The following is a 24,371-nucleotide window of genomic DNA, read 5'->3' as shown; positions in this document are numbered from 1 at the left end:
GCTTCCTGATGGCCGCGCTACGCATCGGGGTCGAACAAGAGGCGGCGAGCTGCCGCCAGGCCCGCATGCGTGGCCTGCGGCTGGCAACGCTCGATGAGCGAGCAGCCCCTGCAGCGCTTCGCCGCCTGCTCCCCGGCCAGAGGGGCTGGCAATCGGCCACTTGCCAACATCTGCCGAATAGCCCGCGCCGTTTCAGCCACTTGCGCGCGCAAACCCTCGTCGATGGCCACGACCCGGCGGCGGCGGGAGCTGGCGTAGTAGAGAGCGCCCTCATGTACGGGCAGGCCGGTCATGGCCTCCAGGCACAGAGCCTGGCCCGCCAGCTGCAGGTCGTCGCAGGCCGCAATGTCGGCCGCCTTGTGCCGGCTGCCGTGCTTGTACTCCACCGGGTAAGGCGCGCCACCAGGCAGAAACTCCACCACGTCGGACTTGCCCACCAGCCCCAGCGTGTCGTGCCACAGCGGCAGGGCGCGCTCCACGCGCGTGCCTCTGGCGGTTTCAACACCCGGCTGATCGGTGCGCGCATGTACAGCCTGCCCGCGCAACGTGTGCACGTTGTCGTCGAAGGCCTGCTCCAGATGAATCAGTCCGCACTGGCGCGGGCAGTAGCACCAGTGCTGCAGCGCCGACAGGGGGATGGGGTCTGGGGCCTCTGGCATGGCTCAGGCCTGTGAGCTGGGGAGGCCCACCTTGGCCAGCCACGGCTTGTTGGGCTCGGCTCTGGGGCTCAGCACCGCTTGCATCAGACGCAGCAAGGTCTCGGCAGTGGCGTGGTCGGTAAATCGCTGCTTCTCGTCGGCGGCGGCGGGTATTTTCAGCCGGTGACTGGCCGACACCAATTGGCTGCTCTCGGTCACCAACCGGCGCTTGAGCTGGTTCCAATATTCGCGCGCCGCTAGATCATCTGGTGGATAGGTGAGGACCTGCACGACGTCGGTCACCGAGAACCACCAGGTTGCGCTCTCGTCGCGGTACAGCCGCCGGATGGAGCGGCTTTCGAAGTCGGTGAGCAGTGCCCTCACAGCAACTCGATCAGTACATGCGGCGCAGCGTGACGCCCGGCGCGGCCTGCACCTGCGTGCCCACCGCTACGTCCTGATCGTCAAAGACCACGTCATAGGCGTCGAAGCTACGCGCCACTCGGCCTGCCTCGCGCGGTGTCACTTTCAAGCGTTCGAACAAGGCATGCGCAGGAGCGTTGCCCAGTTCGCTGTCGTGCTGGAAGACGTATAGGCCGCGCGTGGCCATCTCGCCGCGTGCCGCAGAGCGGTCGTGCTCGAACATCTGCCCCAGGGCCTGCCACAGCAACTCCAGGTCGTCCTGCCCGAAGCCGGTCTGCTTGGCCAGGAAAGAGGAGACAAAGCCATGCGCCACATACAGGCCATAGGGCACAGTGTGCTTGCGGCCCATGGTGCGGTTGTCACCCTGCTGCTTTTCCGCCTCGGCCTCGGTGGCCACGGCTATGCGGGTAATGGAATGCTCCAGCGCCACGATGGGCTCGACCGAGCGCGCGAAGGTCAGCTGCACCGGGCCGCGCACCTGACCGCAGTTGACGCCAATGGACATGACGGCGCCGAAGGTACGCACGTCGAAGAAGTTCTGGCACATCCACTGGCGCGCCTGCTGCACGTCGTCGGCGCTGCCCTTGCGTTTTTCCTTGGCGGGTTTTTTCTTCTTGCCGTCGGTCGCTTCGCTTTCGATAGCTGCTTGCGCTTGCTCCTCAAGGGCTGGGGCCAGATTTAATGCCGAATAGGCGCGTTGGTTCTGGTGGTTCAGGATGGCCTTTTCGCGCACGTAGATCTCGAAGCGCTTTTCGCCAGGCCCGGGCGCGTCCTGGCTCTGGTCCTTTACCAGCGCGACGAAGTTGCGCACCTTGCGCTTGAGGGCCACATCGGTGACCAGGCCATGGCCGGTCTCGGCGTCCAGGCGCGGCATGTTGCCCGCGTCAGGGTCGCCGTTGGGGTTGCCGTCCCGCACGTCGAAGACGAGGACGAAGTCGTGGCGTTGGGTGAGGCTCATGCGGCTGCTCCTTCGGAGGTATCGGCGGTTTCGGGAACGTTGGGGGTATCGGGTGTACCGGGCGAAGCGGTATCGGGCTTTTTGGTGAAGAAGTCCTGGCGCTGGTGGTAGTAACCCAGCGCGAAGCGGCCCTGGTCGGGCAACGCCAGGTGCGCGGGAAATTCCGCCACCGGCGCCAGCACCTCCCCCAGCAGCTTTTCGAACCACTGTGCGCGGGCCGGGTTGAGCTTTTTCAGGTGCGCATTCTTCAGCCGCAGCAGCGTGGTGAACACCGCCACCGGCGTGCTGGAGGCGGCGCCGTAGTAGCGGTCGCGGATGGTGGCGTTCAGGCCCGGGCTGGCTTCTTCCTGGGCCTTTTCCAGCACAGCGAAGAGCCGCCCGAGCCGGTAGGCCGGGTGCGGGTTGGCAAGGTCGAGCATGGGCAGGAACTCCTTTTCTGACGAGGGGTGCAAACGGATCTGGCGGTTCAGGCAGGCCTTGAGGGCGGCGGCGCGCAGGTAGGTCACCTGGCGCTCGGCGCGGCAGCGGCCCACGGCAGCGTTCAGCCACAGGCGCGGGTAGGGCGCGTTCTCGCCGGCCAGCACCGCATTGACGATGCCCCCGCCCAAGCTGGGCGGCACGTTGTCAGCCTTGCCCTGCAGCGCCACGGCGGTGAGCAGGCGAAACAGCGACGGGTAGGGTGCTTCGTTCGGGCCATGCACCAGCTTCAAATCCTCGAAGTGCCGTGCAACGCGCCGGCCCAGCTCGCGCAGCGGCAGGCAGTGATAGAAGCGCACGCTGATGCGCGCGGCGTTGGGCGCCAGGCCCAGCACATGGAAGCGGTTGTCGCCCTCGGGGCCAGCCAGACGGCCGCTGTGCAGCGCCTCCAGCAGGGCGCGCACAGCGCCGGCCTGGTCCGGGTCGTCCTGGAACACGTCGCCGAACAGGGTCTCGAACGGCGCTGCCTTTTCTGTCCAGAACACCGTCGAGGCATCGCCCACCTGCATGCGCTGGCGCGAGTCTTTGCGCAGCAGGTGGTTCAGCGCAGTGGTGTAGGCAAACGCAGCGGCGCGGCCGACCGGGGCGTTCTCGCCCTGGCGCTCGGTCTTGCCATAGGACTCGAAAGCGCGCGCATTGAACGAGACGATATTGGCACCCGAGGTCTGCGCGCCCCAGACGCCCTTGATGGCGGCGTGCAGGCGCTGCACCGGGCCGTGCATGCCGCTGACCAAGCACATGGCACTGGCGCCGCCCTCGTCGTCCTCTGCGGCAGCCATGGTCCGCACCGCCTGCGCCACCGCTGGGCGCTGGCAGACCAGCCCTTCGTCACCGTGCAGGCGCAGGCTGAGCAGCGGGTTGGTCTCCAGCATCTCAGCCCAGGCGGGGTGGTGGTGCAGGGCGGCCGGATCGAAGCCCTCCAAGAATCGCAGTACCGCCTGCAGGCCCACGTCGGCTTGGGCCTGTGCGGGCAGCGCCGCCATGCGTGCGCGAAAAGCCGCGTGCTGTTCGGCGACGCGCTCGGGCTTTCCTTTGGTATCGACGCCGAGCACGTATTCCAGCGTGTCCCACAGCAGATTGGCGACGACGCCAGAGGCCCGTTTGACCGCCATCGGCACGCGAAACGCCTGCGCCACCTTCTTCTTGCCCTGCAGCTCGCGCGTGTCGCACAGCTGCACCAGCGCGCCATCTGCATCGATGTCCAGGATGAAAGGAATCTCCTTGGTTTCCCAGCCGAAATCCGGCAGGCGCTGCGCCGGGTCGGGGTCGTCGCACTTGCGACGGTAGTACTCGTCGAGGGCGTGCAGGATCATGCGCGGGTCTCCGAGAAATCAGGCACCTGTATCCGCCCCGCCTCCAGCCGCGCGTCGAAGAAACGCGGCTGTGGGTCGTGCGGCTGGCTGAAATCCAGGTCGTGCAGCATCCAGCCCAGGGCGCGGGTTTCATCCAGCGGCGGGCTATGTGCCTCCTGCGGCTCGACCAGCCGGAAGTGCGCGGCGAACTCGCGGCAGCCCAGGTAGGGCTGGTTTACGCACTGGCCCTTGCGCGCGCGACGCGCGAACATCTCGGTGTACTTGGCCAGGGGGTCGCGCGCCTGCGGCGCCAAAGACAGCTCGGCATGGATGCGGTAGGCGACATCGCGCAACAGCAGGCTGGCGCGCTGCTGGCGCTCGTCCTCGACGTACAGCGCCAGGCTGCCGCTGCCCGCCGCCATCGCCTGCTGCACGTTGCGCGTGGACACGACAGCGCTGACCTCGTTGCGCCGCAGGTTCATCCAGCGGATGGGGCGCAGCACCTCAATGCAGCGTACACGCCAGCGGATCTCGGGTTTCCACAGGATGGACTCGAACACGGCGCGCGCCGCAGAGGGCGTCATGACCTCGTACGACACGCGCTCGACCTTCATCTCGGGGCGGGTGAAGCAGGCCAGCGGGCCGGAGACCTCCAGGCAAAAGCGGTTCATGGCACTCCTTGGGATGGGTACGGGCGTTCAGGGGACGAAGCCACCGGGGTTGTAGATGGCCTCGTCGTCCACCAAGCCCAGCACGTCGTCGTACAGGTTCTGTGCATCCACCTGCACATACAGGCCAGGCAGGGGCAGCGTGAGGCTGCCCTGCTGCAGCAGGCGCGCGGCCATGCGCTGCGGGATGGTGACGGTGTAGCGCTGCAGCTTGCGCATCAGCCAGCGCTGCGGGCCGTCGGACTGCAGTGTGGCCAGCCACTGGGCGATCTCATCGTGCGCGGCGGCGTAGCGCACCACCACGCTGGCGCTGTCTTCGTCGTCGATCAGGCGAAAGGCACGTGCGGCGCTGTCGAACTGCACGGCGAGCGTGCGCGGATCGACTTTCAGCATGGACCCGATGCCGCGCGCGTCCAGCTCCTGCGTGTAATAGAAGGATCGGAAGTAGCGCTCGAACAGCGGCCGCGCCAGCGGATCGTCTTGCTGTTCGTGCAGCGTGCTGACGCAGGCCTGCGCGGCCTTGCGCAGGTGGCCCGGCGGCGGCGGCTCGGGCGGCACGAACACCACCACCCGGCCCTTGTCCGGCAGCAGCCCCTCGCGGTTGCAGCGCCCAGCGGCCTGGGCAATAGAGTCCAGCCCGGCCAGTGCGCGCCAGACCACAGGAAAGTCCATGTCCACGCCGGCCTCGACCAGCTGCGTGCTCACCACGCGCAGGGGCGCGCGGTCCCGGCCTTCGCGCCGTGCCTGCAGGCGTGCTTTGATCTGCGCGATCACGGCCTGGCGGTGTGCGCCGCACATCAGCGCCGACAGGTGCAGCGTCCCCGGCGGCAGCAGCGCGTGCAGCGTGCGCGCCGCCTTGCGGGTGTTCACGATGGCCAGCACGCAGTCTTCCTGCGCCAGCTGCGCGGCGATGGCGCTCCAGTCGGCGGGCGGGCTCCAGTCGGTGGGCAACTGCACCCGCACCCGGCCCAGCGCGGCATACAGCGCATCCGGGTCGTCGATGATCTCGCGCACGTTGTGCAGGCCGCGCAGATTCTTGTTGGCGTCGAAGTACTGGCTGCTGGCCAGCGCCGGTTGCGTGGCGGTGCACAGCAGCACCGTGACGCCATAGTGGGCCACCAACAAGTTGAGCACGTCCAGGATGGGCTGCAAGAAAGTGGGCGGCAGCTGCTGCGCCTCATCCAGCACGATGACGCTGCCGGCGATGCGGTGCAGCTTGCGGCAGCGCGAGGTGCGCGCGGCGAAAAGAGACTCCAGCAGCTGCACATTGGTGGTGACGATCAGCGGCGCGTCCCAGTTCTCGCACGCCAGGCGGCTGCGCGCGGTTTCCTGTTCGGGCGCGGCATCGGCCTGGCTGTGGTGCTCGATCAGCACCTCGTCGCCCAGCGCGGCGAACACGCCGCGAAAGACCTCGGCGGTCTGCTCGATGATGCTGGTGTAGGGGATGGCGTAGATGACGCGCCGGTGGCCATGTGCCTGCGCGTGTGCCAGCGCGAAGGCCAGACTGGAGAGCGTCTTGCCGCCGCCGGTGGGCACGGTGAGCGAGAAGAAGCCGGGCGCCAGCGCTGCCTTCTCGCGGCACTGGCGCAGGATGTCGGCGCGCAGGGTGTTAACAGGCGTTGGCGCCACCGGCCGCGCGGCCATGTGCGCGTCGAAAGCCGCGTGCAGCTGCGCCAGCGTGGGAAAGCCGATGCGCCGGCTCGGGCGCGCGGCATCGAAGTGCGCCTCGGTGTCCAGGAAGTCGGCGTCCACCAGGCAGGAAAACAGCATGCGCAGCCACAGCGCGAAGCCCTCCGGCCCGCCAGGAATGTTGCGCAGCGTGGGCACGAAGTCGCCGGCGTCCAGTACGGCGGTGGGTGGCTGGGCATCCAGGGCCTCCTGCAGCTCGATGGTGCTGGCGTCAGCCTCCAGGCGCGGCTTCAGGCCTTCCTCCCAATCGGCCATGCCCGCATGGTGGCCGGCGATCAGATAGGCCAGCACCCGGCCGGCCAGGCGCGCGTTTTCGCCATGGCGCTCGCCCAGATGCTGCATGGCCCACAGGGCACCAGCGGCGGAGTGGGTTTTCTCGCGTCCACCTACGGGGCGCTCGATGTGCGCGTCCTCGCTCTGGCGCACGTAGCGCTGGAAGCCCGGGCGGTACTTGCCGAGGTCGTGCCAGCGGCCCGCCAGCTCCACCCAGGCAGCAGACGGGGCGCCATCGGGCCAGGCAGACGCGAAATCCGCCGCCATCCGTGCCACAGCGTGCAAGTGACTGGCCAGCAAGTGCCCACCGGAATGCGCCCAAGGTGCCGCCATGCGCCTCCTCTAAGTTCTGAGAATCCTGTCCTTGTTAATTTACTTTCTATTTCATTTGGCAATACACTGACGCGACCATGTTTGTCCTGGGTCAAATCCGGATAGCCCGAAGCGTTCCAGCAGCACAGTCCTGGCCAGGCGCACAATCCGCCCCTCATGTCCTCCCGGCCCATCCCCATCGTCGACACCAACCGCTGCGACACCTGGACGCGCTACCGCGCCGGGTTGTGCGAATCGTGCAATGCCAACTGCTGCACCATGCCGCTGGAGGCGGCGCTGTCCGACCTGGTGCGCCTGGGCTGGGTCGAGGCGTTCGAGGCCGAGCATGTCGAGGAGCGGTTGATCGCCCGCCGGTTGACGAAGGCCCGGCTGATCGACCACTACAGCCCCAAGCACGGCCTGTTCACCCTGGCGCGGCGCGCCAGCGGGGACTGCCAGTTCCTGGACGCAACCACGCGCCGCTGCACGGTGTATGAACGCCGCCCCGAGACCTGCCGCCTGCACCCGCAAAAGAAGAGCCCCCGCCCCGGCTGGTGCGCCTATGGGCCGCGCGCCCGCGCCTGACGGCTCCGCCTGCTGCACACTTGCGCCATGTACACCCCTGCCCACTTCGCCGAAGAGCGCCCTGAGGCGCTGCACCAGCTGATTTGCCAGTACCCGCTCGGCCTGCTGTGCCGGCAGGGCCCGCAGGGGCTGGACGCCGACCATCTGCCCTTCCTGCTGGATGCCGAGCGCGGCCCGCACGGCACGCTGGTGGCGCACGTGGCGCGCGCCAATGCGCTGTGGGGCGAGGTGCCGGCCGGCGGCGCGGTCGATGCGCTGGTGGTGTTTCGCGGGCAGCACGGCTACATCTCGCCCAACTGGTACCCCTCCAAGCACGAGACGCACCGCGCCGTGCCCACCTGGAACTACGAGGCGGTGCACGTGCACGGCCGGCTCACGGTGCATGACGACGAGCGCCACGTGCGCGGCGTGGTGGCCCGCCTGACGCGCCGGCACGAGGCCACCGAACCCCGGCCCTGGAAGATGGGCGACGCACCCGCCGACTACCTGAACGAGATGCTGCGCGCCATCGTCGGCATCGAGCTGGCCATCACCCGCATCGAGGGCAAGCGCAAGCTGAGCCAGAACCGCACGGCGCCCGACCGCGACGGCGCCGTGGCCGCCCTGCGCGAACGCGGGCACGGCGCGCTGGCCCAGGCCATGCACGCCGCGGGGGAAGAGCCGCCGCGCTAAGCCGTCGCTTCCTGCGCGAAGGCTTGCGGCAGCGGTTCGGGCAGCGCTTCTTCACACACCAGCACACGCTCCACGCGCGAGGCCGCCGGGCCCCGGTGCGCCCAGTCGATCAGCGCCTGCACGGCGTCGGGTGCGCCCACGGCCAGCGCCTCCACCGTGCCGTCGTGGCGGTTGCGCACCCAGCCGGCCACGCCCAGGGCGTGGGCCGCCTGCACGGTGGACTGGCGAAAGTACACGCCCTGCACCCTGCCGTGGACGCGCAGGCGGCGGGCGATGGGGGCGGACGCTTCGTGTTGTTCGGACATGGCAGGCACTGTAGCCGCCGCCGCTGTAGGCAGGGCCCGCAGCCGGCGCACGGCGCGCGCTGACAGCGTGCATGCGCGGTGCGTGCTCAGATGTGCGCTTTGGCCCGCCCCCCGGCGGCGGGCCGCCACACCGCTACAGGCCAAGGAGTCGCACATGAGTGAAAAATCCGCATCCGTCCATTGGGAAGGCGCCGGCAAGGCCGGCCAGGGCCAGGTCAGCACCGAGACCGGCTCGCTGCAAAAGTATCCCTACGGCTTCGCCAGCCGCTTCGGCGACGACCGCAAGGGCACCAACCCCGAGGAAATCCTGGGCGCGGCGCATGCGGCCTGCTTCACCATGGCCTTTTCGTTTGCCTGCGACAAGGCGGGCTTTGCCACCCGCATGGTGGACACCACGGCCCGCGTGCGCCTGGCCAAGGAGGGCGAGGGCTTCAAGATCGACCGTATCGCCCTGACGCTCACAGCCACCGTGCCGGGCCTGGATGAGCAGCAGTTCCAGCAGATCGCCGAGGACGCCAAGAAGAACTGCCCGCTGTCCAAGGCGCTCGCGTCGGTGCCCGAGATCACGCTGCAAGCCACGCTCAAGAACTGAGGTGGTTTCAAACCAAATCGGCTTCCAGCCCAATGCTGGCAAGCGCCAGCAGCTCCTATTTGCATAGCGCCAGCGCGCCCCGGCGCCGCTGCGCTACACTGCAAGCCATGTCGTGCCCCCCGCTTTTCACCGCCCCTGCAGCGCCCCAGGCGCGCCTCGGCGCGTGTGCGCAGCCATCGGCACGAATGATTACCACCATGACCACCGCGGCCCCCTGACGCGCGTGGGGTGGCCGCAGCGGCGGCCACCTGGTGTCTTTTCCTTCCTCTCCCTCCCGAACGAAAACCCAGCCCCGGCCGCCGGGTTTTTTTTCGTCCCGGGCGGCCATGCCGGCAGCCCGGGCAGCACCGCAAGGAAGGAGTTGAGTCCCCATGTTTGCCGAACCCGCGCTGCTCCCGGCGCACGCATCCGCACCCCGTCCCGCCCCCCAGCCCGCCGCGCAGCCGCGCATTGGCGGCGCCGCCACCACTGCGCTGCGCGTGGGCCTGATCGGCGTGGGCACGGTGGGCACCGGCGTGTGGCAGCTGCTGGCGCGCAACCAATCCCTGCTGGCCGCGCGGGCCGGTCGGGGCATTGCCATCACCGCCGTGGCCACGCGCAGCCCCGGGCGCGCCGCGCCACTGCTGGCCGCCGTGCCCGGCGTGCGGCTGCTGGGCGATCCGCTGGCCCTGGCCGCCGACCCCGGCGTGGACGTGGTGCTGGAGCTGGCCGGCGGCGCCGACGCCCCGCTGCCCTGGCTGCTGGCCGCGTTGGCCCACGGCAAGCACGTGGTGACGGCCAACAAGGCCCTGCTGGCGCGCCACGGCGCCCAGCTGGCCGCCGCCGCAGCGCGCAGCGGCCGGGTGCTGGCCTACGAGGCCGCCGTAGCCGGCGCCGTGCCGGTGCTCAAGACGCTGCGCGAGGCCCTGGCGGCCAACCGCATCGACGCGCTGGCGGGCATCCTGAACGGCACCAGCAACTTCATCCTGACGCGCATGGCCGCCCACGGCAGCAGCTACGCCGCCGCCCTGGCCGAGGCCCAGGCGCTGGGCTACGCCGAGGCCGACTCCACGCTGGACGTGAACGGCCAGGACGCCGCGCACAAGCTGGCCCTGCTGGCCGCCAACGCCTTCGGCGCGCCGCTGCGCGAGGGCGCGGTGCATGCCGAGGGCATCGCCCAACTGCAGCCCGGCGACCTGGCCGCCGCCGCCCACCTGGGCTACGCCGTGCGCCTGCTCGCCCTGGCGCGGCGCGTGCCCAGCCTGCAGGGCGGCCAGGGGTTGGAGCTGCGCGTGCACCCGGCGCTGCTGCCGCTGTCGCACCCGCTGGCGCGGGTGGAGGGCGCGGGCAACGCCCTACTGGTGCACGCTGACGCGGCCGGGCCGCTGCTGCTGTGCGGCGCCGGGGCGGGCGCCGCGCCCACGGCCAGCGCCGTGCTGGCCGATCTGGTGGACTTGGCGCGCGGTGCCGGTGCGGCGCAGGCCGTGCCGACCTTCGGCGTGCCGGCCGAGGGCGGCGCGGCGCTGGCGCCCGTGCCGCTGGACCAGGCCTGCGGCCGCCACCTGCTGCGCGTGCTGCCCGGCCGCGCGCTGTGCGAGGCCGGCGCCGTGCGCCTGCTGGCACGCGCCGGCGTGGCGGTGCGCCGGCGCGCCTGGCTATGCCCGGACGGGCCGGGCCAGGGGCCCCAGCTGTTGCTGCTGACCGCCGCCGCGCCCGACGGCGTGGCGCGGGCCGCGGCCCTGCAGCTGCAGGCGGCCACGGGCGCGCAGGTGCGGCACCTGCGGGTGCATGAAGAAGAGGATGAGGAAAAGGAGGGCGATGGCGCCTGACCGGCCGCCACCGTTTTTTATGCCAAAAGTGCCTCTAACGCTTGCCAGTCAAGCGCGAGCAGCTATTGAAATATGAGTGTTCTGCGCTCACTCCTTCTTGAGCTTGCGGTAGGCGTCGTCCGAGGGCGGCCCCCGGTCCGTGTCCTGCAGGCCACGCTCCACGTCTTCCCAGGCCTGCTGCACCTGGGCGTCGGGGTTGCCGTCGGTCATGTTCGCACGCTGGTCGCGCTCGTGCGGCAGGTGCGGCTGGGTGGGCTCGGCGCCGGGCCCGTCGTCGTTCGTCAGGTCGATGCCGCGCACGTCGGCCGGCTTGCCGGGCGGGTCCTGCTTCTGGGGCGATTCGGGAACGGGGGGCTTCAGGGGCATGGCGGACCTTTTCTGTGCAGAGAAAGGGCGGCTCCGTCGCGGCGCCGCCGGTGCAGGCCATGCTAGGCTGGCCACGCGCCGCCGGCGTAGGCCTGGGCCGGTTGTCCCCATAGGCGACAGGCCCAGGCCCGCTGGGCTACCATGGCTGTACGAAAGCACAGCTGTTTTCGGCGCCGCCGCCCCTGCCGTGCCTTCCCCTTCCTCCCCCAGTCTTTTCCATCCTTCCATGTCCACGCAGCAGTGGGCCGACGAGGCCTTGCACAGCTTCGAGGCGGTGGTGCAGTCCACCGCCGGCTTTCGCGCGCGCGAAGGCCAGCGGCGCATGGCCGAGCAGGTGGCGCAGACCTTCGCCGCCGCCGAGCTGGGCAAGGCCGAGGACGATGATGCCGAGCCCACGCGCGCCATCGCCGTCATCCAGGCCGGCACGGGCGTGGGCAAGTCGCTGGCCTACAGCGCTCCGGCGATTGCCATGGCGCTGTCGCGCGGCACGCGGGTGCTGATCTCCACGGCCACCGTGGCGCTGCAGGAGCAGCTGGTGCACAAGGACCTGCCGGCCCTCATGCCGCACCTGAGCGAGCCGGTGCGCTTCGCCCTGGCCAAGGGGCGCGGGCGCTACGTGTGCAAGCTCAAGCTGGAGCGCCTGGCCAGCGGCGGCCTGGACGAGGACGAGGACTGGGCGGCCACCGAAGACCTGTTCGGCCCCACCGAGGCGCCCCGGCCCGCCGCGCGCCAGGCCGAGCAGTCGCGCGTGAAGTTCTACGCCAGCATGGCGGACGCGCTGGGCAGCGGCGCCTGGGACGGCGACCGCGACACCCTGCAGACGCAGCCCGAGCCCGAGGCCTGGTCGCCCGTGGCGGCCGAGGCGCACTCGTGCACCGGCAAGCACTGCCCGCTGTTTTCGCGCTGCACCTACTACGAGCGGCGCAAGGACCTGGTGGCCGCCCAAGTCATCGTGGCCAACCACGACCTGCTGCTGTCGTCCATCGGCGCGCGGCTGCTGCCCGAGCTGGACAACTGCCTCTTGATCGTGGACGAGGCCCACCACCTGCCGGGCACGGCGCTGGCGCAGTTCGCCTGCGAGGCCGACCTGTCGCACCTGGCCTGGATCGACAAGCTGGCCAGCCGCGCGCTGCGCATCGGCCAGCTGGTGGAGGTGGAAGAAATAGCCGACATCCCCAACCACGCCGCGCGCCTGCGCGCCGCGCTGCAGGACGCCGCCCGGCTAGCCATGGACCTGTACGGCCCCGAGCTGCGCGCCGCGCCGCGCTTTGGCAGCGCCGCCAACGCCCCGCCCACGCGGGCGCGCGTGCCCGGCGGCGCGCTGCCCGAGGCGCTCATCGAGCCCTTCGGCCGGGCCGCGCACCACGCCGAAGGCTTTCTGGCCGCGCTGCGGGCCATCGCCAAGGCGCTGCGCACGGCCATGCGCGACAGCCCGGACGAGGCCCGGCGCCTGTCGCAGCTGTACGCCCAGGTGGGCGCCCTGGCGCCGCGGCTGGAGGGCGTGCACGCCTGCGCCCAGCTGCTGCTGCAGGACGCGCCTGAAGGAGCCGTGCCGGCGGCCAAGTGGTTCACGCTGGCGGTGCAGGGCGAATACCTGTCGCTGCGCGTGCATGCCTCGCCGGTGCTGCCGGGCAGCGCGCTGCGCCAGCACCTGTGGCAGCAGGTGCGCGGCGCGGTGCTGACCTCGGCCACGTTGACCAGCTGCGGGCAGTTCGACTTCTTCCTGCGCGAATCGGGACTGGCCGGCGACGAGGCGGTGCAGACCCTGGCCGTCGCCAGCCCCTTCGACTACGCCCTGCAGGGCACGCTGGTGGCGCGCGAGACCCGCGCCGAGCCGCGCGACGTGAGCAGCTTCACGGCCGAGATGGTGGATGCGCTGCTGGCCGATCTGGCCCTGGTGGAGGCCGGCGCGCTGGTGCTGTTCACCTCGCGCGAGCAGATGCGCCGCGCCGTGGACGAGCTGCCCACTGTGCTGCGCGCCAGCATCCTGGTGCAGGGCCAGCTGCCGCGGCGCGAGCTGCTGGCGCGCCACCGCGAGCGTGTGGCCGCCGGCCAGCCGTCCATCATCTTCGGCATGCAGTCTTTCGGCGAGGGCCTGGACCTGCCGGGCCGGCTGTGCGAGTCGCTGTTCATCACCAAGCTGCCCTTCGCCCCGCCCGACGACCCGGTGGGCGAGGCCCGCGCCGAGTGGCTGCGCGCGGCCGGCCGCGACCCGTTCAGCGAGCTGGTGGTGCCGGCCACCGCCATCCGCCTGGCGCAGTGGGTGGGCCGCGCGATCCGCACCGAAGACGACCGCGCGCACGTCTACTGCTACGACAAGCGCCTGGTGCGCACCGGCTACGGCCAGCGCCTGCTGTCGGGCCTGCCGCCCTTCACGCTGCAGCGCCACGCCGCCTGAGCGGCGCGCCCGCGCGCGTCGGACGGCCCCCACAGCCGCCCTGGCGCCGCGCCGACCTGCCTGCCCGGGCAGGGCTCTTAGAGTGGGTCGTTCACACACCACCCGTTTTCCCTCACGCAGGAGCCCTGCCCATGACGACCGACTCTCCCCAGAACGACCGCACCGCTCTGTTCGAGCGCATCAAGGACATCCGCTTCGGCATGCTCGCCCACCGCGGCGACAACGGCATGCTGCACGCCCACCCGCTGACCACGCTGAACAAGGACATCGACGAGCAGGCGCAGCTGTACTTCTTCATTCCGCGCGGCAGCGAGCTGCACCAGCGCCTGTCCGCCGACTCGCAGGTCAACGTGGGCTACGCCAACCCGGAGGAAGACTGCTACGTCTCCATCTCCGGCTCCGCCGCCTTCATCGAGGACGCGCGGCGCAAGGAGGAGCTGTGGAACCCCATGGCCAAGGCCTGGTTCCCCGACGGCCCGGGCGACCCGAACCTGGTGCTGCTGGCCGTGAACATCCAGCACGCCGAGTACTGGGACGTGCAGGAAAGCAAGCTCACCCAGATGTTCAAGCTGGCCACCGCCGCCATGACCGGCGAGCGGCCCAAGGCCCTGGGCGAGCACCGCGAGGTCAACCTCTGACCGTCTTCTTTCCCACCCCGCCAGGAGGCCCCACCATGCACCCGCAAGACCAGAAAACCGCCAAGGACGTCTCGCCCCAGACCGGCAAGGGCCGGCCGGACGAAATGGACAAGGCAGCGCAGGCTAACGCCCAGGAATCGGCTCAGCGCCGCGATCGGCAGAACGATATGGGCAGCAACAACCAGCCCCAGCAGCAGCGCGGCAGCACGCTGGACAAATTCTGACGCTGCCCATTGCTATCGTTTGAGGAGCTTTCCGCGCTTTGCCAGCAAGGCGTGGGCAGCTTTTTTACTTCAAACTTTGCCTGGCGCCGCGGCAGTGCGCGCGGCCCTGGGCCCACCCGGCGGTGCACTGCCGCTATCCTCGGCCGCATGGCCCGTCGCTTTCCCGCTTCCGCTGCCGCCCTGGCACTGGCCGCCGTGCTGGCTGGCTGCGCTTCGTCCCCGCCCGGCGGCACGCGCGCGCCCGCCTATTCGCGCCTGTCGCCCGAGCAATCCAGCGACATCGCCATCCACGCCCTGGGCCTGGTCGGCACGCCCTACCGCTACGGCGGCAACACGCCCGAGGGCGGCTTCGACTGCAGCGGCCTGATCGGCTATGTCTACACCCACCGCGCCGGCGTGGCGCCGCCGCGCACGGTGGCGCAGCTCAGCGGCTTTGGCGCGGAGATCGGCCAGGGCGACCTGCGCACCGGCGACCTGGTGGTCTTCGGCCGTAGCGCGGCCACGCATGCGGGCATCTACGTGGGCGAGGGCCGCTTCGTGCACGCGCCCTCCAGCGGCGGCACGGTGCGGCTGGACTCCCTGAACTCGCGCTACTGGGCCCAGCAGAACGCGCGCTTTCGGCGGCCGTAAGTGCGGCGCACCTTCATAGCAGCGGGGCAGCCCCGTCGTAGACCACGAGGCGCTGAATGCTGGGGCCCATATAGGTCTTCATCTCTACATGGGCCTTGCTGACTTGGTAGGCGTCGTGCGTGGGCGCATCGTCGAACGCGGACACGACGGCGTGCGTGTAGCCCTGCGATCTGGCAGCTTCATTGGCGCCGAAGTGATACAGCCGGACGCCCTGGCATTCCTTGCGGATGCGCTCGGCGTAGTCTTCCACCTTCTGAAAGAACGCGGCATCGGTGCCTGGGACGAACTCCATCATGACGATGTGCATGTACACGGGGTAGCCTCCTTTTAATTTTGCAGACTGAGGGGGGTGAAGCACGCTCACATGCGCGCCAGCATGCCGCCGTCGATGGCAATCACATGCCCGTTCACAAAAGCCCCGGCCGGAGAGGCCAGGTACACCACGGCAGGAGCAATGTCGTCCGGCTCGCCCCAGCGGGCCAGGGGCACCGCGCTTTGCAGGAAGCCATCGAAGCCTTCGCGCTCCTGCAGTCCACGGGTGAACTGGGTGCGGACGAAGCCCGGGGCGAGGGCATTGCTGGTGATGCCGGCAGCGCCGTATTCCACGGCCAAGGCACGGGTGAAGGCGGCGATGGCTCCCTTGGCCGACGCGTAGGCCGCAATGCCCGGCATGCAGGCCTGCCCCGCGACGGACGACATCAGCACGATGCGGCCAAACCCCTGGCGGGCCATGTGCGGCAGCATCGCGTGGGCGCAGTTGAAGGCCCCATTCACATGCACGTCGAAGAGCGATTGCCACTCGGGCAGAGCCATCTCGGTCACCGGCTTGCGGTTCTGGTTGCCGGCGTTGCTGACCAGGATGTCAGGCGCCCACCCCTGGGCCGCAAGTGCGTCCACGGCCTGGGACACCCCCTCCGCCTGGGACACGTTGAACACGGCGTGCTGCGCCTCGACGCCCTCGGCCGCCAGCAGCTGGACGGCCGCAAGACAGCGCTCCTCGTCCAGGTCGTTGATGACGACACGCGCCCCCGCCAGTCCCAGATGCCGGGCGATCGCCAGGCCCAGGCCGGACGCGCTTCCCGTGACGCAGGCGGTGCGGCCGTGCAGGCCGAAGGTCTTGTGGAAATACGATGGTGTAGACATGCAGAGGATTTCTTCAGCGCAGGGACTGGATGCCGGCGCAGACGTTCAGGCTCTGGCCGGTGAAGCTGCGTCCCGCGCGGGAGGCGAGGAACAGGGCGGTATCGGCCACATCGGCCAGCGGCACCTTGCGGTGCAGGGCCACGTTCTCCAGGATTTCCTGGAGCATCTCGGCCTCGCTGATCTGGCGCGCGCGCGCCTTGGCTGCCGTCACGCTGCGCGAACGCTCGCTGTCCACGATGCCGGGCAGGATGGCGTTCACGGTGATGTCGTCGTCGCCCAGCTCCAGGGCCAGGCTTTGGGTCAGCCCGATCACGGCCCATTTGGACGCCGCATAGGGCGTGCGCAGCGGGTATCCCAGGCGGCCGGCCACCGAGCTGAGGTTGATGATGGTGGCGCAGTCCGAGGCGCGCAGCGCCGGCACGGCGCGGCGCACACACAGGTACTGGCTGCGCAGGTTGACCGCCAGGGTCTCGTCCCATTCATGCGGCTCGATGTCCTCGATGCGCGACGTCGGGCCGGCGATGCCTACGTTGTTCACCAGCACGTCCAGTCCGCCCAGCACTTCAAGGGCGTGTGCAAACCAGGCGTCCACATCGCCGGGCTGCGACGCATCCATGCACCAGCCGCCACCGCCGGGCAGCGTGGGCAAGGCGGCCTGCAGGGCTTCGGCGGACAGATCGCTGACCTGCACGCGTGCACCCGCCTGGGCAAAGGCCTGGGCAATAGCCAGACCGATGCCCGAAGCCCCCGCCGTCACCATGACACGCAGGCCCTGGAAGCCCTGCTGCAGGGTTGCGCTGGCCACGTTCACTGAGCCTTGCGCACTTTTTCGATGGTGGCCATGGTCTTGCTGACCAGCTCGGCACCCAGCTCAGGCTTGTACTTCTCAATCACCGGCGCAGTCGCCTGCACCATGCGGGCGTGCTCCGCAGGGTCGATCGTGTTGAACTTCATGCCGGCCTTGACCAGTTCCTTGACCACATCGGCTTCCATCTTGCGGCTGACGGTGCGGTGATAGGCCGAGGCCTCCTTGCACGACGCCTCCAGCACCTCGTGCTCCGCAGGGCTCAACCGGTCCCAGAACTTCTTGCTGACCAGCACCACAGCGGGCAGGTAGACGTGGCGGGTTTCGGTCAGGTAGGTCTGGATGTCCTGGTAGGAACTGGACTTGGTCACCAGATAGGCGCTTTCCTGCCCGTCGATGGCCTTCGTTTCCAGCGCCGTATAGGTCTCCGGATAGGGCAGGGGCAGCGGCGTGGCGCCCAGCGCCTTGAAGATGTCGATGTACACGCGGTTTTGCAGCGTACGCAGCTTCAGGTCGCGGAAATCCTCCAGGCGCTGGATGGGGTGCTTGCTGTTCGTCACCTGGCGGAAGCCGTAGTCCATGTAGCACAGGCCGATGAGGTTCTTTTCCGAGAACTTCTTCAGCAGCGACTGGCCCACTTCGCCATCCACGACCGCGTCCGCTTCCTTTTCGGTGCGGAACAGGAACGGCAGATCGAAGACCGCCAGTTCCTTCACGTTGCCGGCGGCGCCGGCGGTGGACACCACGGACATCTCCAGAATGCCGCCCTGGGCGGAGGCCATGGATTGAATCTCATTGCCCAGCGTGGCGTTCGGATAGCCGGTGACCTTGATCTTGCCGCCGCTCTTGGCGCTGACGAGCTCGGCGTACTTGTCTACAGCCAGGCCGATCGGGTTGTCCTTGGCCACGGCGTAGCTGAACTTGATCTTGCGCTCGCGGATGTCCTGTGCCTGGGCCTGCAGGCTGCCGACGGCAAGAGTGCCAGCCACCAGTGCGAGGGCCAGATGGCGGATGCGGGGCAGGGTGCGGGATGGGGTCATGATGGTTTGTCTCCTTTGCGTTGATGTATGTGGTCTGCCGAAGGGGTTACTTCAGCTCCTGGCCGTCCAGCTTCCCGCCCAGGAACTTGTTGGGCTTGAGAAAGAAGCACAGCACCAGCGCGCCCTTGGGTGAGCGCGCGACGTGGCGGTGGCCCTTGGGACGCCAGACGAAGTTGCCTGCCGGGTAAACACCGTCGTCGTCCTCGAACTCGCCCTCGAGTACATAGCTCTGCTCGATTTCCACGTGCTCGTGCAGCGCGAGCTCCGTGCCCGGCTGCCACCGGAACAAGGCGGTCAGCAGCCCGGTTTCCTCGTCCTGCACCAGCACTTTCATGTCGATGCCGGGCGTGGGAGTCGGCTTCCACGGCAGGTCGTCCACGGCCATGTTGCGAGAATCAAGTGGCCCGTACTGATCGGCGTTGGGCAGGAAGGGGGTCATTAAAGTCATGGGAACTCCTTGTGCTTAGGAAGAGCGGAAAGCAGGAAACCGGGCGGGCCCGGGGGCCACGGCGTTACTCGACGACGACGTTGACCAGCTCGCCGATGCCCTCGATGCGGGCACGCACGGTCTGGCCAACCTGCAGGCAGCGCGGCGGACGCTGAGCGAAACCCACGCCCTTGGGGGTACCGGTGGCGATGACGTCCCCGGGTATCAGGGTCATGCCTGCCGACAGCTGAGCGATGACGCTGGCCACATCGAAAAGCATGGAGCTGGTGTTGTCGTTCTGGCGCTCCTCGCCGTCCACCTCCAGTGCCAGATCCAGGGCATCCGGATTGCCGATGGCGCTGGCATGCACCACCACCGGGCCTATCGGGCAGCTGCTGTCCAGGCTCTTGCCCTTGAACCACTGGCCGTGCAACCGCTGCAGATCCCGCGCCGTCACATCGTTCACGATGGTGTAGCCGAACACGTGCTCATGCGCCCTCTCGGCCGGGATGTCGCGCCCCCCCTTGCCGATGACGATAGCCAGCTCCACCTCATAGTCCAGGCTGTCGGAAAGCCTGCCGTGGCGCTGGATCCCTCCCCGGTGCTCCAACAGGGCGGTGCGAGGCTTGGTGAAAAATTCGATGGCCTTTGGAAAGGCGTCGGCTGGACGGCCATTGGCCAGGTTGCCTTCGATGATGTGGTCGCGGTAGTTGCGGCCAACGTTGAAGATATTGCGTCCCGTGGAGGCGACCGGCGGCAGCAGGGCGGTCGTGGCGTAGTCCAGCACGTTGTCCATGCTCTTGCGTCCGATGCCCGCGCTGGCCGCTTCCAACAGCTTTTTCGCCTCAGCCAAGGCTGCATCACCTGCCGCGATGAGTTCGTCGACCGAGGCAGGCGCCGGCTGCTGGGGCCAGGCTGCAGTCAGGTCGAGTACATGTTCGTCGCTTACCAGCGCTCCCAGGCGTGCGCCGTGCTCGGCGTGGAGGAAATTGAGAAACTTCATGGGGTCTTGTATCAGTGGGGAAATTCCGAGGAATGCGTGCTGGGCGCACTGGATTGCTCGACCGCCACGTACAGCTCGTGGACATGGGCGCGCGCCAGGGCCTCGGCCTGGTCGGCGTCACGCCGCTCAATGGCGTCGATGATCTGCAGGTGTTCTCGCAGCGAATCAGCGCTGCGGTGCAGGCGGGCGATGGTCCGCCGCCGGTAGCTGGTCTGGCGGTGGCCAAAAGACGCCCATACGCGCTCCAGCAGGTGGTTGCGCGCCAGGCGGATGACTTCCGTGTGGAAGGCGACGTTGGCCTGCGAGTATTCGGCAGCCTTCGCTTCCGCCACGCCCGGCTCCAGGAACGGCTCGAACAGGGCGCGCAGCGTCTGGACGTCGCGCTGCGAGGCATTGAGCGCTGCTTCGCGTGCGGCGAAACCCTCCAGTTGCTCGCGCAGCTGCAGCCATTCCAGGTAGTCGCGGTCGCTGACAGGCTGCAGCAGCGCGCCCCGTCCTGGGCGCAGGCTGATGAGCCCCGTACTGTCAAGCCGGATGAGCGCCTCGCGCACCGGAGTGCGGCTCACGCCCAGCTGGCTGGCCAGATCCTCCTCGCGCACACGCACGGGCTCGGTGATAGCCGCGCGCAGCTCGCTCAGGTGGGCGCTCACGGCCTCGAAGACATCCAGGCTGGTGGATTTGGGGGATACCTTGGTATTCATGGCGAAACGCGGATAGGGATCAGTTGGTCAGGAAGTTCAGCGGCACCATCACGATGGCGGGGAACAGCACCAACAGAAACATGACGATGAACTGAGCGGCCATGAAGGGCAGCACGCCCTTGGCCACTTGGTCCAGGCGCATCTTTCCCACGCCCGCCACCACGTTCAATACCGAGCCCACCGGCGGAGTGACCAGGCCGATGGCGTTGTTCATGATGAACAACACGCCGAAGTACACCGGATCGATCCCCGCCTCCTTGACGACGGGCATCAGCACGGGGGTCAGGATGAGGATGGTGGGCATCATGTCCATGGCCGTGCCCACGACCATCACCAGCACCATGATGGCGACCAGCAGCAGGGTGGGGTTGCCCATGAAGGGCTGGAGCAGTTCGATGACCTGGTCCGGGATGTCGGCCACGGTGATGAGCCACGCGGACACCATGGATGCGGCCACCAGGAACATGATCACCGAGGTGATCTTGGCTGCCGAGACAAACACGGCATACATCTGGCGCAGGCTGATTTCCCGGTACACCACGGTGGAGACCAGCAACGCGTACACCGCAGCCACCACCGCGGCCTCCGTCGGCGTGAAGATGCCGAACCTCAGCCCGAACAGCACGATGACCGGCAGGCCCAGGGCCCAAACCGATTCCCTGAGGGCATGCAGCTTTTCACGGGCAGTCGATGCGGGAGGCAGGGCGACGTTCTCCCGGGACGCGACCAACCACCAAGCCACTGCAATGGAAATTCCCATCAGCAGGCCGGGCACGATGCCGGCCATGAACAGCTTGCCGATGGAAACGTTGGCCGCCACCCCGAACACCACGAGGCCGATGGACGGCGGGATGACCGGCGCGATGATGCCGGCCGAGGCGATCAGCCCGCCGGCCCGCGCCTTGTCGTGCCCGGCCTTGACCATCATCGGCAGCAGCAAGGCCGACAGCGCAGCGGTATCGGCCACGGCCGAGCCCGACAAGGCGGCCATCAGGCACGCCGCGATGATGGCCACAAATCCCAGGCCGCCACGGCGGTGCCCTACCAGGGTGATCGCCAGATTGACGATGCGCTTGGACAGGCCGCCCACGTTCATGATTTCGCCTGCCAGCATGAAGAAAGGCACGGCCAGCAGCGGAAAGCTATCCGAGCCATTGATCACGTTCTGGGCCAGGATCTGTGCATCGAACAGATCCAGGTGCAGCATGAGAGCCACACCCGAAAAAAGCAGCGCATACGCAATCGGCATGCCGATGGCCATGGCCGCCAGCAGCGCGCCTACAAAGATGAACACCGTCATTAGGATCTCCTGGTTGGCCTAGCGGCGTTCGTCCGTGGTGCTGTCCGAAGCGGCAGGCAGCACCAGGTGCGCCGTCTCCTCGGACTCGTGCACCATCACCAATTCGGCGTTCGACAGCCTGCCGCTCAAGTTCAGCCAGAGCTGGTGCAGCAGGATGAGCAGCGTGGATGCGGCAAACAGCACGCCTGCGAAATAAAAGATCGAGACGGACAGACCACTCACAGGAGCCTCGGTCTCCCAATTCACCATGACCTGGCTCCAGCTGCCCGTGGCCATGAGCCAGGTGATGTAGAGCATCACGACCTGCGCCACCACCAGGCACAGGCGCTGCGCCCAGGCCGGCAGCCTCACCACCACCATGTCGGTGCCCATATGGCCGCGCTCACGCATGACCACTACGGCGCCCATGAAAACCATCCAGACAAACAGCCAGCGCGACAGCTCCTCGGAGATCAGCCAGCCGGTGTTGAAGAAGTAGCGCAGCACCACGTTCCCAAACACCAGGATCACCATGGCGGCCATGAATAGCGCGCACACGGCTTCGAGGGCTCGGCAGTAAACATTCAACAGGCGGTTCATGACCAGCTCCATGTCATTTCGTATGCAGTTCTGTGTTTTGTATGCAAAATTGAAGTTTAGTGTGCATAAACAGGATATGGATGCAGAATCTGCTCAGGGTTTTCCCCGAATATCGGATTCGATCCTCTCTCGCTGCCGCGCCAGCGCCCGGGGCCGCGCATGACAATCGCCGGCTATGACCACGCCCTTGCCCTTGCCCCCTTCCCATCGCAGCGCCCAAGCACTTTCGACCCGTGACACCACGCGCATTGATGACCTGCGCATTGCAGGAGTGCGCCCGCTCATCACCCCGGCGCTGCTGCAGGAATGGCTGCCCGCGCCGGCCGCGGCGCAGCAGCTGGTCGAGGACAGCCGCGGCGCCATCGCCCGCGTGCTGGCGGGGCAGGACGACCGGCTGGTGGTCGTCGTGGGGCCGTGCTCCATCCACGACCATGACGAGGCGCTGCAGTACGCGCGCCGGCTCAAGGCCGAGGCCGACGCGCTGGCGGGCGATCTGCTGGTCGTGATGCGGGTGTACTTCGAAAAACCCCGCACCACCGTGGGCTGGAAGGGCTACATCAACGACCCGCGCCTGGACGGCAGCTTCGCCATCAACGAGGGCCTGGAGCGCGCCCGCGCGCTGCTGCTGGACGTGCTGGAAGTCGGCCTGCCGGTGGGCACGGAATTCCTGGACCTGCTCAGCCCGCAGTTCATCAGCGACCTGGTGAGCTGGGGCGCTATCGGCGCGCGCACCACCGAGAGCCAGAGCCACCGCCAGCTGGCCAGCGGCCTGTCGTGCCCGGTGGGCTTCAAGAACGGCACGGACGGCGGCGTGCGCGTGGCCGCCGACGCCATGCTGGCCGCGCGCGCGCCGCACGCCTTCATGGGCATGACCAAAATGGGCCAGGCGGCCATCTTCGAGACGCGCGGCAACCAGGACTGCCACGTCATCCTGCGCGGCGGCAAGGCGCCCAACTACGACGCCGCCCACGTGCAGGCGGCCTGCGAACTGCTGGCCAAGAGTGGCCTGCGCGAGCAGGTCATGGTCGACCTGTCGCACGCCAACAGCAGCAAGCAGCACGCGCGCCAGATCGACGTGGGCCACGACGTGGCGGCGCAGATCGCCGGCGGCGACGCGCGCATCACCGGTGTGATGATCGAGAGCCACCTGGAAGAGGGCCGCCAGGACATCGTGCCCGGCCAGCCCCTGAAGCCCGGCGTGTCGGTGACGGATGCCTGCATCAGCTTCGCGCAGACGGTGCCGCTGCTGCAGGCGCTGGCCGCCGCCGTGCGGGCGCGGCGGGCAGGGCGCTGAAGCGCCTCCTTGCGCTTCACTTTTGATAGCTGTCAGCGCTTATCAGATAAGCGCTGGAGTCCGATTTGGCTTGTATTTTTCTGATCAGGCCAGGGCCAGCGCTTCCACCTGATCCAGCGCCCGCGAGGCGCCGCCCAGGCGCGCCGCCAGGTGCTGAGCGCGCTTGAGGTACAGGTGCGCGTCGTGCTCCCAGGTGAAGCCCATGCCGCCGTGCACCTGGATGGCGGTGCGGGTGCACGCGAGCGCGCCCTCGATGGCCTCCAGCTCGGCGACGGCGCAGGCAAAGCGCGCGTCGGGCAGGCTGCCGTCCAGCGCCGCCGTGGCGTACAGCACGGCCAGGCGGGCGTTGTCCACGCCCATCCAGGCGTTGGCCAGCTGGTGCTTGATGGCCTGGTAGCTGCCGATGGGCTTGCCGAACTGCACGCGCTCGCGGGCATAGGCGGCGGACAGGTCCAGCGCCGCCTGCGCGGCGCCCACCAGCTCGGCCGCCAGCATCAGGCGGTGGGCCAGGCGGGCGTGCGCCCGCGCCTCGGCCGGGATCTCCAGCGTGTGCCACTGCAGCGCCTGCTGCTGCTGCGGCGGCGGCGCGGCGCACTGGCGCAGCGTGGGGTCCAGCGCCTCGGCGCACGGCAAGGCCGACGCGTCCACCAGCGCGATCTGCAGCGGCGCTGCGGGGTCGTGCCAGCCACGCACCACCACGATGTCGCTGCACTGGCCCGCGTGGTCCCACCAGGCGTCCGTCTCGGCCACGCAGTGCAGGGCGCGCTCGCCGGCCAGGGCCGCCTGCACGGCGCTCTGCAGCACGGCGGGTGCGGGGCGCGGCGCGGCTTTCAGCCACAGCGCCAGCAGCACGGCGCTGGCAGCCCAGGGCAGGTTGACCAGCTGGCGGCCGGCTTCCTCGGCCACCAGGCTGGCCTCGGTCAGCGACAGGCCCAGGCCGTCGTCGTCCTCCGGCAGCAGCAGCGCCATGAAGCCCATGCCGGCCATGTCGGCCCACAGCCGCTGCTGCAGCGGGTCGCTCCAGGGCAGGGCGCGGCGCGCCCGCGCCAGCGGGTGGCGGTCGGCAAAGAAGCGCCGGGCCGAGGCCTGCAGCATCTGCTGCTCTTCGTTCAGTGCGAAATCCATGCGGTG

Annotated in this window: 27 protein-coding genes; 9 read left to right on the top strand and 18 right to left on the bottom strand. The window is 68.8% G+C overall.

Annotated features, from left to right (window positions below; translation table 11 throughout):
* Window positions 1-17: 17 nt before the first annotated feature.
* The 6 genes from cas4 to RT282_RS00815 are packed head-to-tail and all read right to left on the bottom strand — an operon-like array spanning window position 18 to window position 6,751.
* Entirely contained in the window at window positions 18-659 is a 642-nt protein-coding gene (cas4, locus tag RT282_RS00840; protein ID WP_313311185.1) for a CRISPR-associated protein Cas4, read from the bottom strand.
* A 3-nt stretch (window positions 660-662) separates the two neighbouring features.
* The gene (locus RT282_RS00835; RefSeq protein ID WP_313311184.1) at window positions 663-1,022 is read right to left on the bottom strand and encodes a BRO family protein; all 360 of its coding nucleotides are present in this window, start codon (window positions 1,020-1,022) and stop codon (window positions 663-665) included.
* A 10-nt stretch (window positions 1,023-1,032) separates the two neighbouring features.
* The gene (gene cas7c / locus RT282_RS00830; protein WP_313311183.1) at window positions 1,033-2,019 is read right to left on the bottom strand and encodes a type I-C CRISPR-associated protein Cas7/Csd2; all 987 of its coding nucleotides are present in this window, start codon (window positions 2,017-2,019) and stop codon (window positions 1,033-1,035) included.
* On the bottom strand, window positions 2,016-3,809 hold the full coding sequence (cas8c, locus tag RT282_RS00825; RefSeq protein WP_313311182.1) for a type I-C CRISPR-associated protein Cas8c/Csd1: 1,794 nt from the start codon (window positions 3,807-3,809) through the stop codon (window positions 2,016-2,018). Before cas8c ends, cas7c begins: the two co-directional genes overlap by 4 nt.
* Window positions 3,806-4,459, bottom strand: coding sequence for a type I-C CRISPR-associated protein Cas5c (gene cas5c, locus RT282_RS00820; protein ID WP_313311180.1), 654 nt, complete (start codon window positions 4,457-4,459; stop codon window positions 3,806-3,808). The genes cas8c and cas5c overlap by 4 nt, the downstream gene beginning before the upstream one ends.
* Window positions 4,460-4,486: 27 nt before the next feature.
* Entirely contained in the window at window positions 4,487-6,751 is a 2,265-nt protein-coding gene (locus RT282_RS00815) for a CRISPR-associated endonuclease Cas3'' (protein WP_313311178.1), read from the bottom strand.
* A 156-nt stretch (window positions 6,752-6,907) separates the two neighbouring features.
* Between RT282_RS00815 and RT282_RS00810 the strand changes: the two genes are divergently transcribed.
* Complete coding sequence (locus tag RT282_RS00810) at window positions 6,908-7,315, top strand: YkgJ family cysteine cluster protein (RefSeq protein WP_313311176.1); 408 nt, start codon at window positions 6,908-6,910, stop codon at window positions 7,313-7,315.
* Window positions 7,316-7,342: 27 nt separating this feature from the next.
* Complete coding sequence (locus RT282_RS00805) at window positions 7,343-7,987, top strand: FMN-binding negative transcriptional regulator (RefSeq protein ID WP_313311175.1); 645 nt, start codon at window positions 7,343-7,345, stop codon at window positions 7,985-7,987.
* On the opposite strand, the gene RT282_RS00800 is transcribed toward RT282_RS00805, so the two are convergent.
* Window positions 7,984-8,292 carry an acylphosphatase gene (locus RT282_RS00800; RefSeq protein ID WP_313311172.1) on the bottom strand — a complete coding sequence of 103 codons (309 nt, stop codon included), beginning with the start codon at window positions 8,290-8,292 and terminating at the stop codon, window positions 7,984-7,986. The genes RT282_RS00805 and RT282_RS00800 overlap by 4 nt on opposite strands.
* Before the next feature lie 154 nt (window positions 8,293-8,446).
* Here RT282_RS00800 and RT282_RS00795 point away from each other — a divergent pair, with 154 nt between their 5' ends.
* Window positions 8,447-8,884, top strand: coding sequence for an OsmC family protein (locus RT282_RS00795; RefSeq protein WP_313311169.1), 438 nt, complete (start codon window positions 8,447-8,449; stop codon window positions 8,882-8,884).
* Between the two features lie 371 nt (window positions 8,885-9,255).
* Entirely contained in the window at window positions 9,256-10,692 is a 1,437-nt protein-coding gene (locus RT282_RS00790; protein WP_313311168.1) for a homoserine dehydrogenase, read from the top strand.
* Between the two features lie 87 nt (window positions 10,693-10,779).
* Here RT282_RS00790 and RT282_RS00785 read toward each other — a convergent pair whose 3' ends face one another.
* The gene (locus RT282_RS00785; RefSeq protein ID WP_313311166.1) at window positions 10,780-11,058 is read right to left on the bottom strand and encodes a hypothetical protein; all 279 of its coding nucleotides are present in this window, start codon (window positions 11,056-11,058) and stop codon (window positions 10,780-10,782) included.
* 226 nt (window positions 11,059-11,284) lie between these two features.
* Between RT282_RS00785 and dinG the strand changes: the two genes are divergently transcribed.
* The 4 genes from dinG (at window position 11,285) to RT282_RS00765 (ending at window position 14,948) form a co-directional block, all read left to right on the top strand.
* Window positions 11,285-13,456: an ATP-dependent DNA helicase DinG gene (gene dinG / locus RT282_RS00780; protein WP_313311164.1), complete on the top strand. Its 2,172-nt coding sequence runs from the start codon at window positions 11,285-11,287 to the stop codon at window positions 13,454-13,456.
* 131 nt (window positions 13,457-13,587) lie between these two features.
* Complete coding sequence (locus RT282_RS00775) at window positions 13,588-14,094, top strand: pyridoxamine 5'-phosphate oxidase family protein (RefSeq protein WP_313083503.1); 507 nt, start codon at window positions 13,588-13,590, stop codon at window positions 14,092-14,094.
* Between the two features lie 35 nt (window positions 14,095-14,129).
* A complete protein-coding gene (locus RT282_RS00770; protein WP_313311159.1) occupies window positions 14,130-14,318 on the top strand; it encodes a hypothetical protein in 189 nt (62 codons plus the stop codon).
* Between the two features lie 147 nt (window positions 14,319-14,465).
* On the top strand, window positions 14,466-14,948 hold the full coding sequence (locus RT282_RS00765; protein ID WP_313311156.1) for a C40 family peptidase: 483 nt from the start codon (window positions 14,466-14,468) through the stop codon (window positions 14,946-14,948).
* A 13-nt stretch (window positions 14,949-14,961) separates the two neighbouring features.
* On the opposite strand, the gene RT282_RS00760 is transcribed toward RT282_RS00765, so the two are convergent.
* From RT282_RS00760 to RT282_RS00720, 9 genes are all read right to left on the bottom strand, one after another.
* The gene (locus RT282_RS00760) at window positions 14,962-15,255 is read right to left on the bottom strand and encodes a Dabb family protein (protein WP_313312563.1); all 294 of its coding nucleotides are present in this window, start codon (window positions 15,253-15,255) and stop codon (window positions 14,962-14,964) included.
* A 53-nt stretch (window positions 15,256-15,308) separates the two neighbouring features.
* Window positions 15,309-16,091 (bottom strand): SDR family NAD(P)-dependent oxidoreductase, encoded by a 783-nt coding sequence (locus tag RT282_RS00755; protein WP_313083510.1) that lies wholly within the window; start codon window positions 16,089-16,091, stop codon window positions 15,309-15,311.
* A 13-nt stretch (window positions 16,092-16,104) separates the two neighbouring features.
* Window positions 16,105-16,896 (bottom strand): SDR family oxidoreductase, encoded by a 792-nt coding sequence (locus RT282_RS00750; protein WP_313083513.1) that lies wholly within the window; start codon window positions 16,894-16,896, stop codon window positions 16,105-16,107.
* A gap of 2 nt (window positions 16,897-16,898) precedes the next feature.
* Complete coding sequence (locus tag RT282_RS00745) at window positions 16,899-17,936, bottom strand: TRAP transporter substrate-binding protein (protein WP_313083515.1); 1,038 nt, start codon at window positions 17,934-17,936, stop codon at window positions 16,899-16,901.
* Window positions 17,937-17,982: 46 nt separating this feature from the next.
* Window positions 17,983-18,384 (bottom strand): cupin domain-containing protein, encoded by a 402-nt coding sequence (locus RT282_RS00740; RefSeq protein WP_313083517.1) that lies wholly within the window; start codon window positions 18,382-18,384, stop codon window positions 17,983-17,985.
* Between the two features lie 64 nt (window positions 18,385-18,448).
* Window positions 18,449-19,366 (bottom strand): fumarylacetoacetate hydrolase family protein, encoded by a 918-nt coding sequence (locus RT282_RS00735; RefSeq protein ID WP_313311154.1) that lies wholly within the window; start codon window positions 19,364-19,366, stop codon window positions 18,449-18,451.
* A gap of 11 nt (window positions 19,367-19,377) precedes the next feature.
* Window positions 19,378-20,067 (bottom strand): GntR family transcriptional regulator, encoded by a 690-nt coding sequence (locus RT282_RS00730; protein ID WP_313311153.1) that lies wholly within the window; start codon window positions 20,065-20,067, stop codon window positions 19,378-19,380.
* 19 nt (window positions 20,068-20,086) lie between these two features.
* A complete protein-coding gene (locus tag RT282_RS00725; RefSeq protein WP_313311151.1) occupies window positions 20,087-21,367 on the bottom strand; it encodes a TRAP transporter large permease subunit in 1,281 nt (426 codons plus the stop codon).
* A gap of 18 nt (window positions 21,368-21,385) precedes the next feature.
* Complete coding sequence (locus tag RT282_RS00720; protein ID WP_313083525.1) at window positions 21,386-21,946, bottom strand: TRAP transporter small permease; 561 nt, start codon at window positions 21,944-21,946, stop codon at window positions 21,386-21,388.
* A gap of 175 nt (window positions 21,947-22,121) precedes the next feature.
* Between RT282_RS00720 and RT282_RS00715 the strand changes: the two genes are divergently transcribed.
* Window positions 22,122-23,240: a 3-deoxy-7-phosphoheptulonate synthase gene (locus RT282_RS00715; RefSeq protein ID WP_313311148.1), complete on the top strand. Its 1,119-nt coding sequence runs from the start codon at window positions 22,122-22,124 to the stop codon at window positions 23,238-23,240.
* An 84-nt stretch (window positions 23,241-23,324) separates the two neighbouring features.
* On the opposite strand, the gene RT282_RS00710 is transcribed toward RT282_RS00715, so the two are convergent.
* Window positions 23,325-24,365, bottom strand: a complete 1,041-nt coding sequence (locus RT282_RS00710) for an acyl-CoA dehydrogenase family protein (RefSeq protein WP_313311146.1) — start codon at window positions 24,363-24,365, stop codon at window positions 23,325-23,327.
* Window positions 24,366-24,371 lie beyond the last annotated feature (6 nt).

The organism is Pulveribacter sp., from assembly GCF_032079985.1.
Taxonomy (GTDB): domain Bacteria; phylum Pseudomonadota; class Gammaproteobacteria; order Burkholderiales; family Burkholderiaceae_C; genus Melaminivora.
Note: the sequence above shows the minus strand (reverse complement) of the source record. Positions and strands in the feature narration are given on the sequence as shown.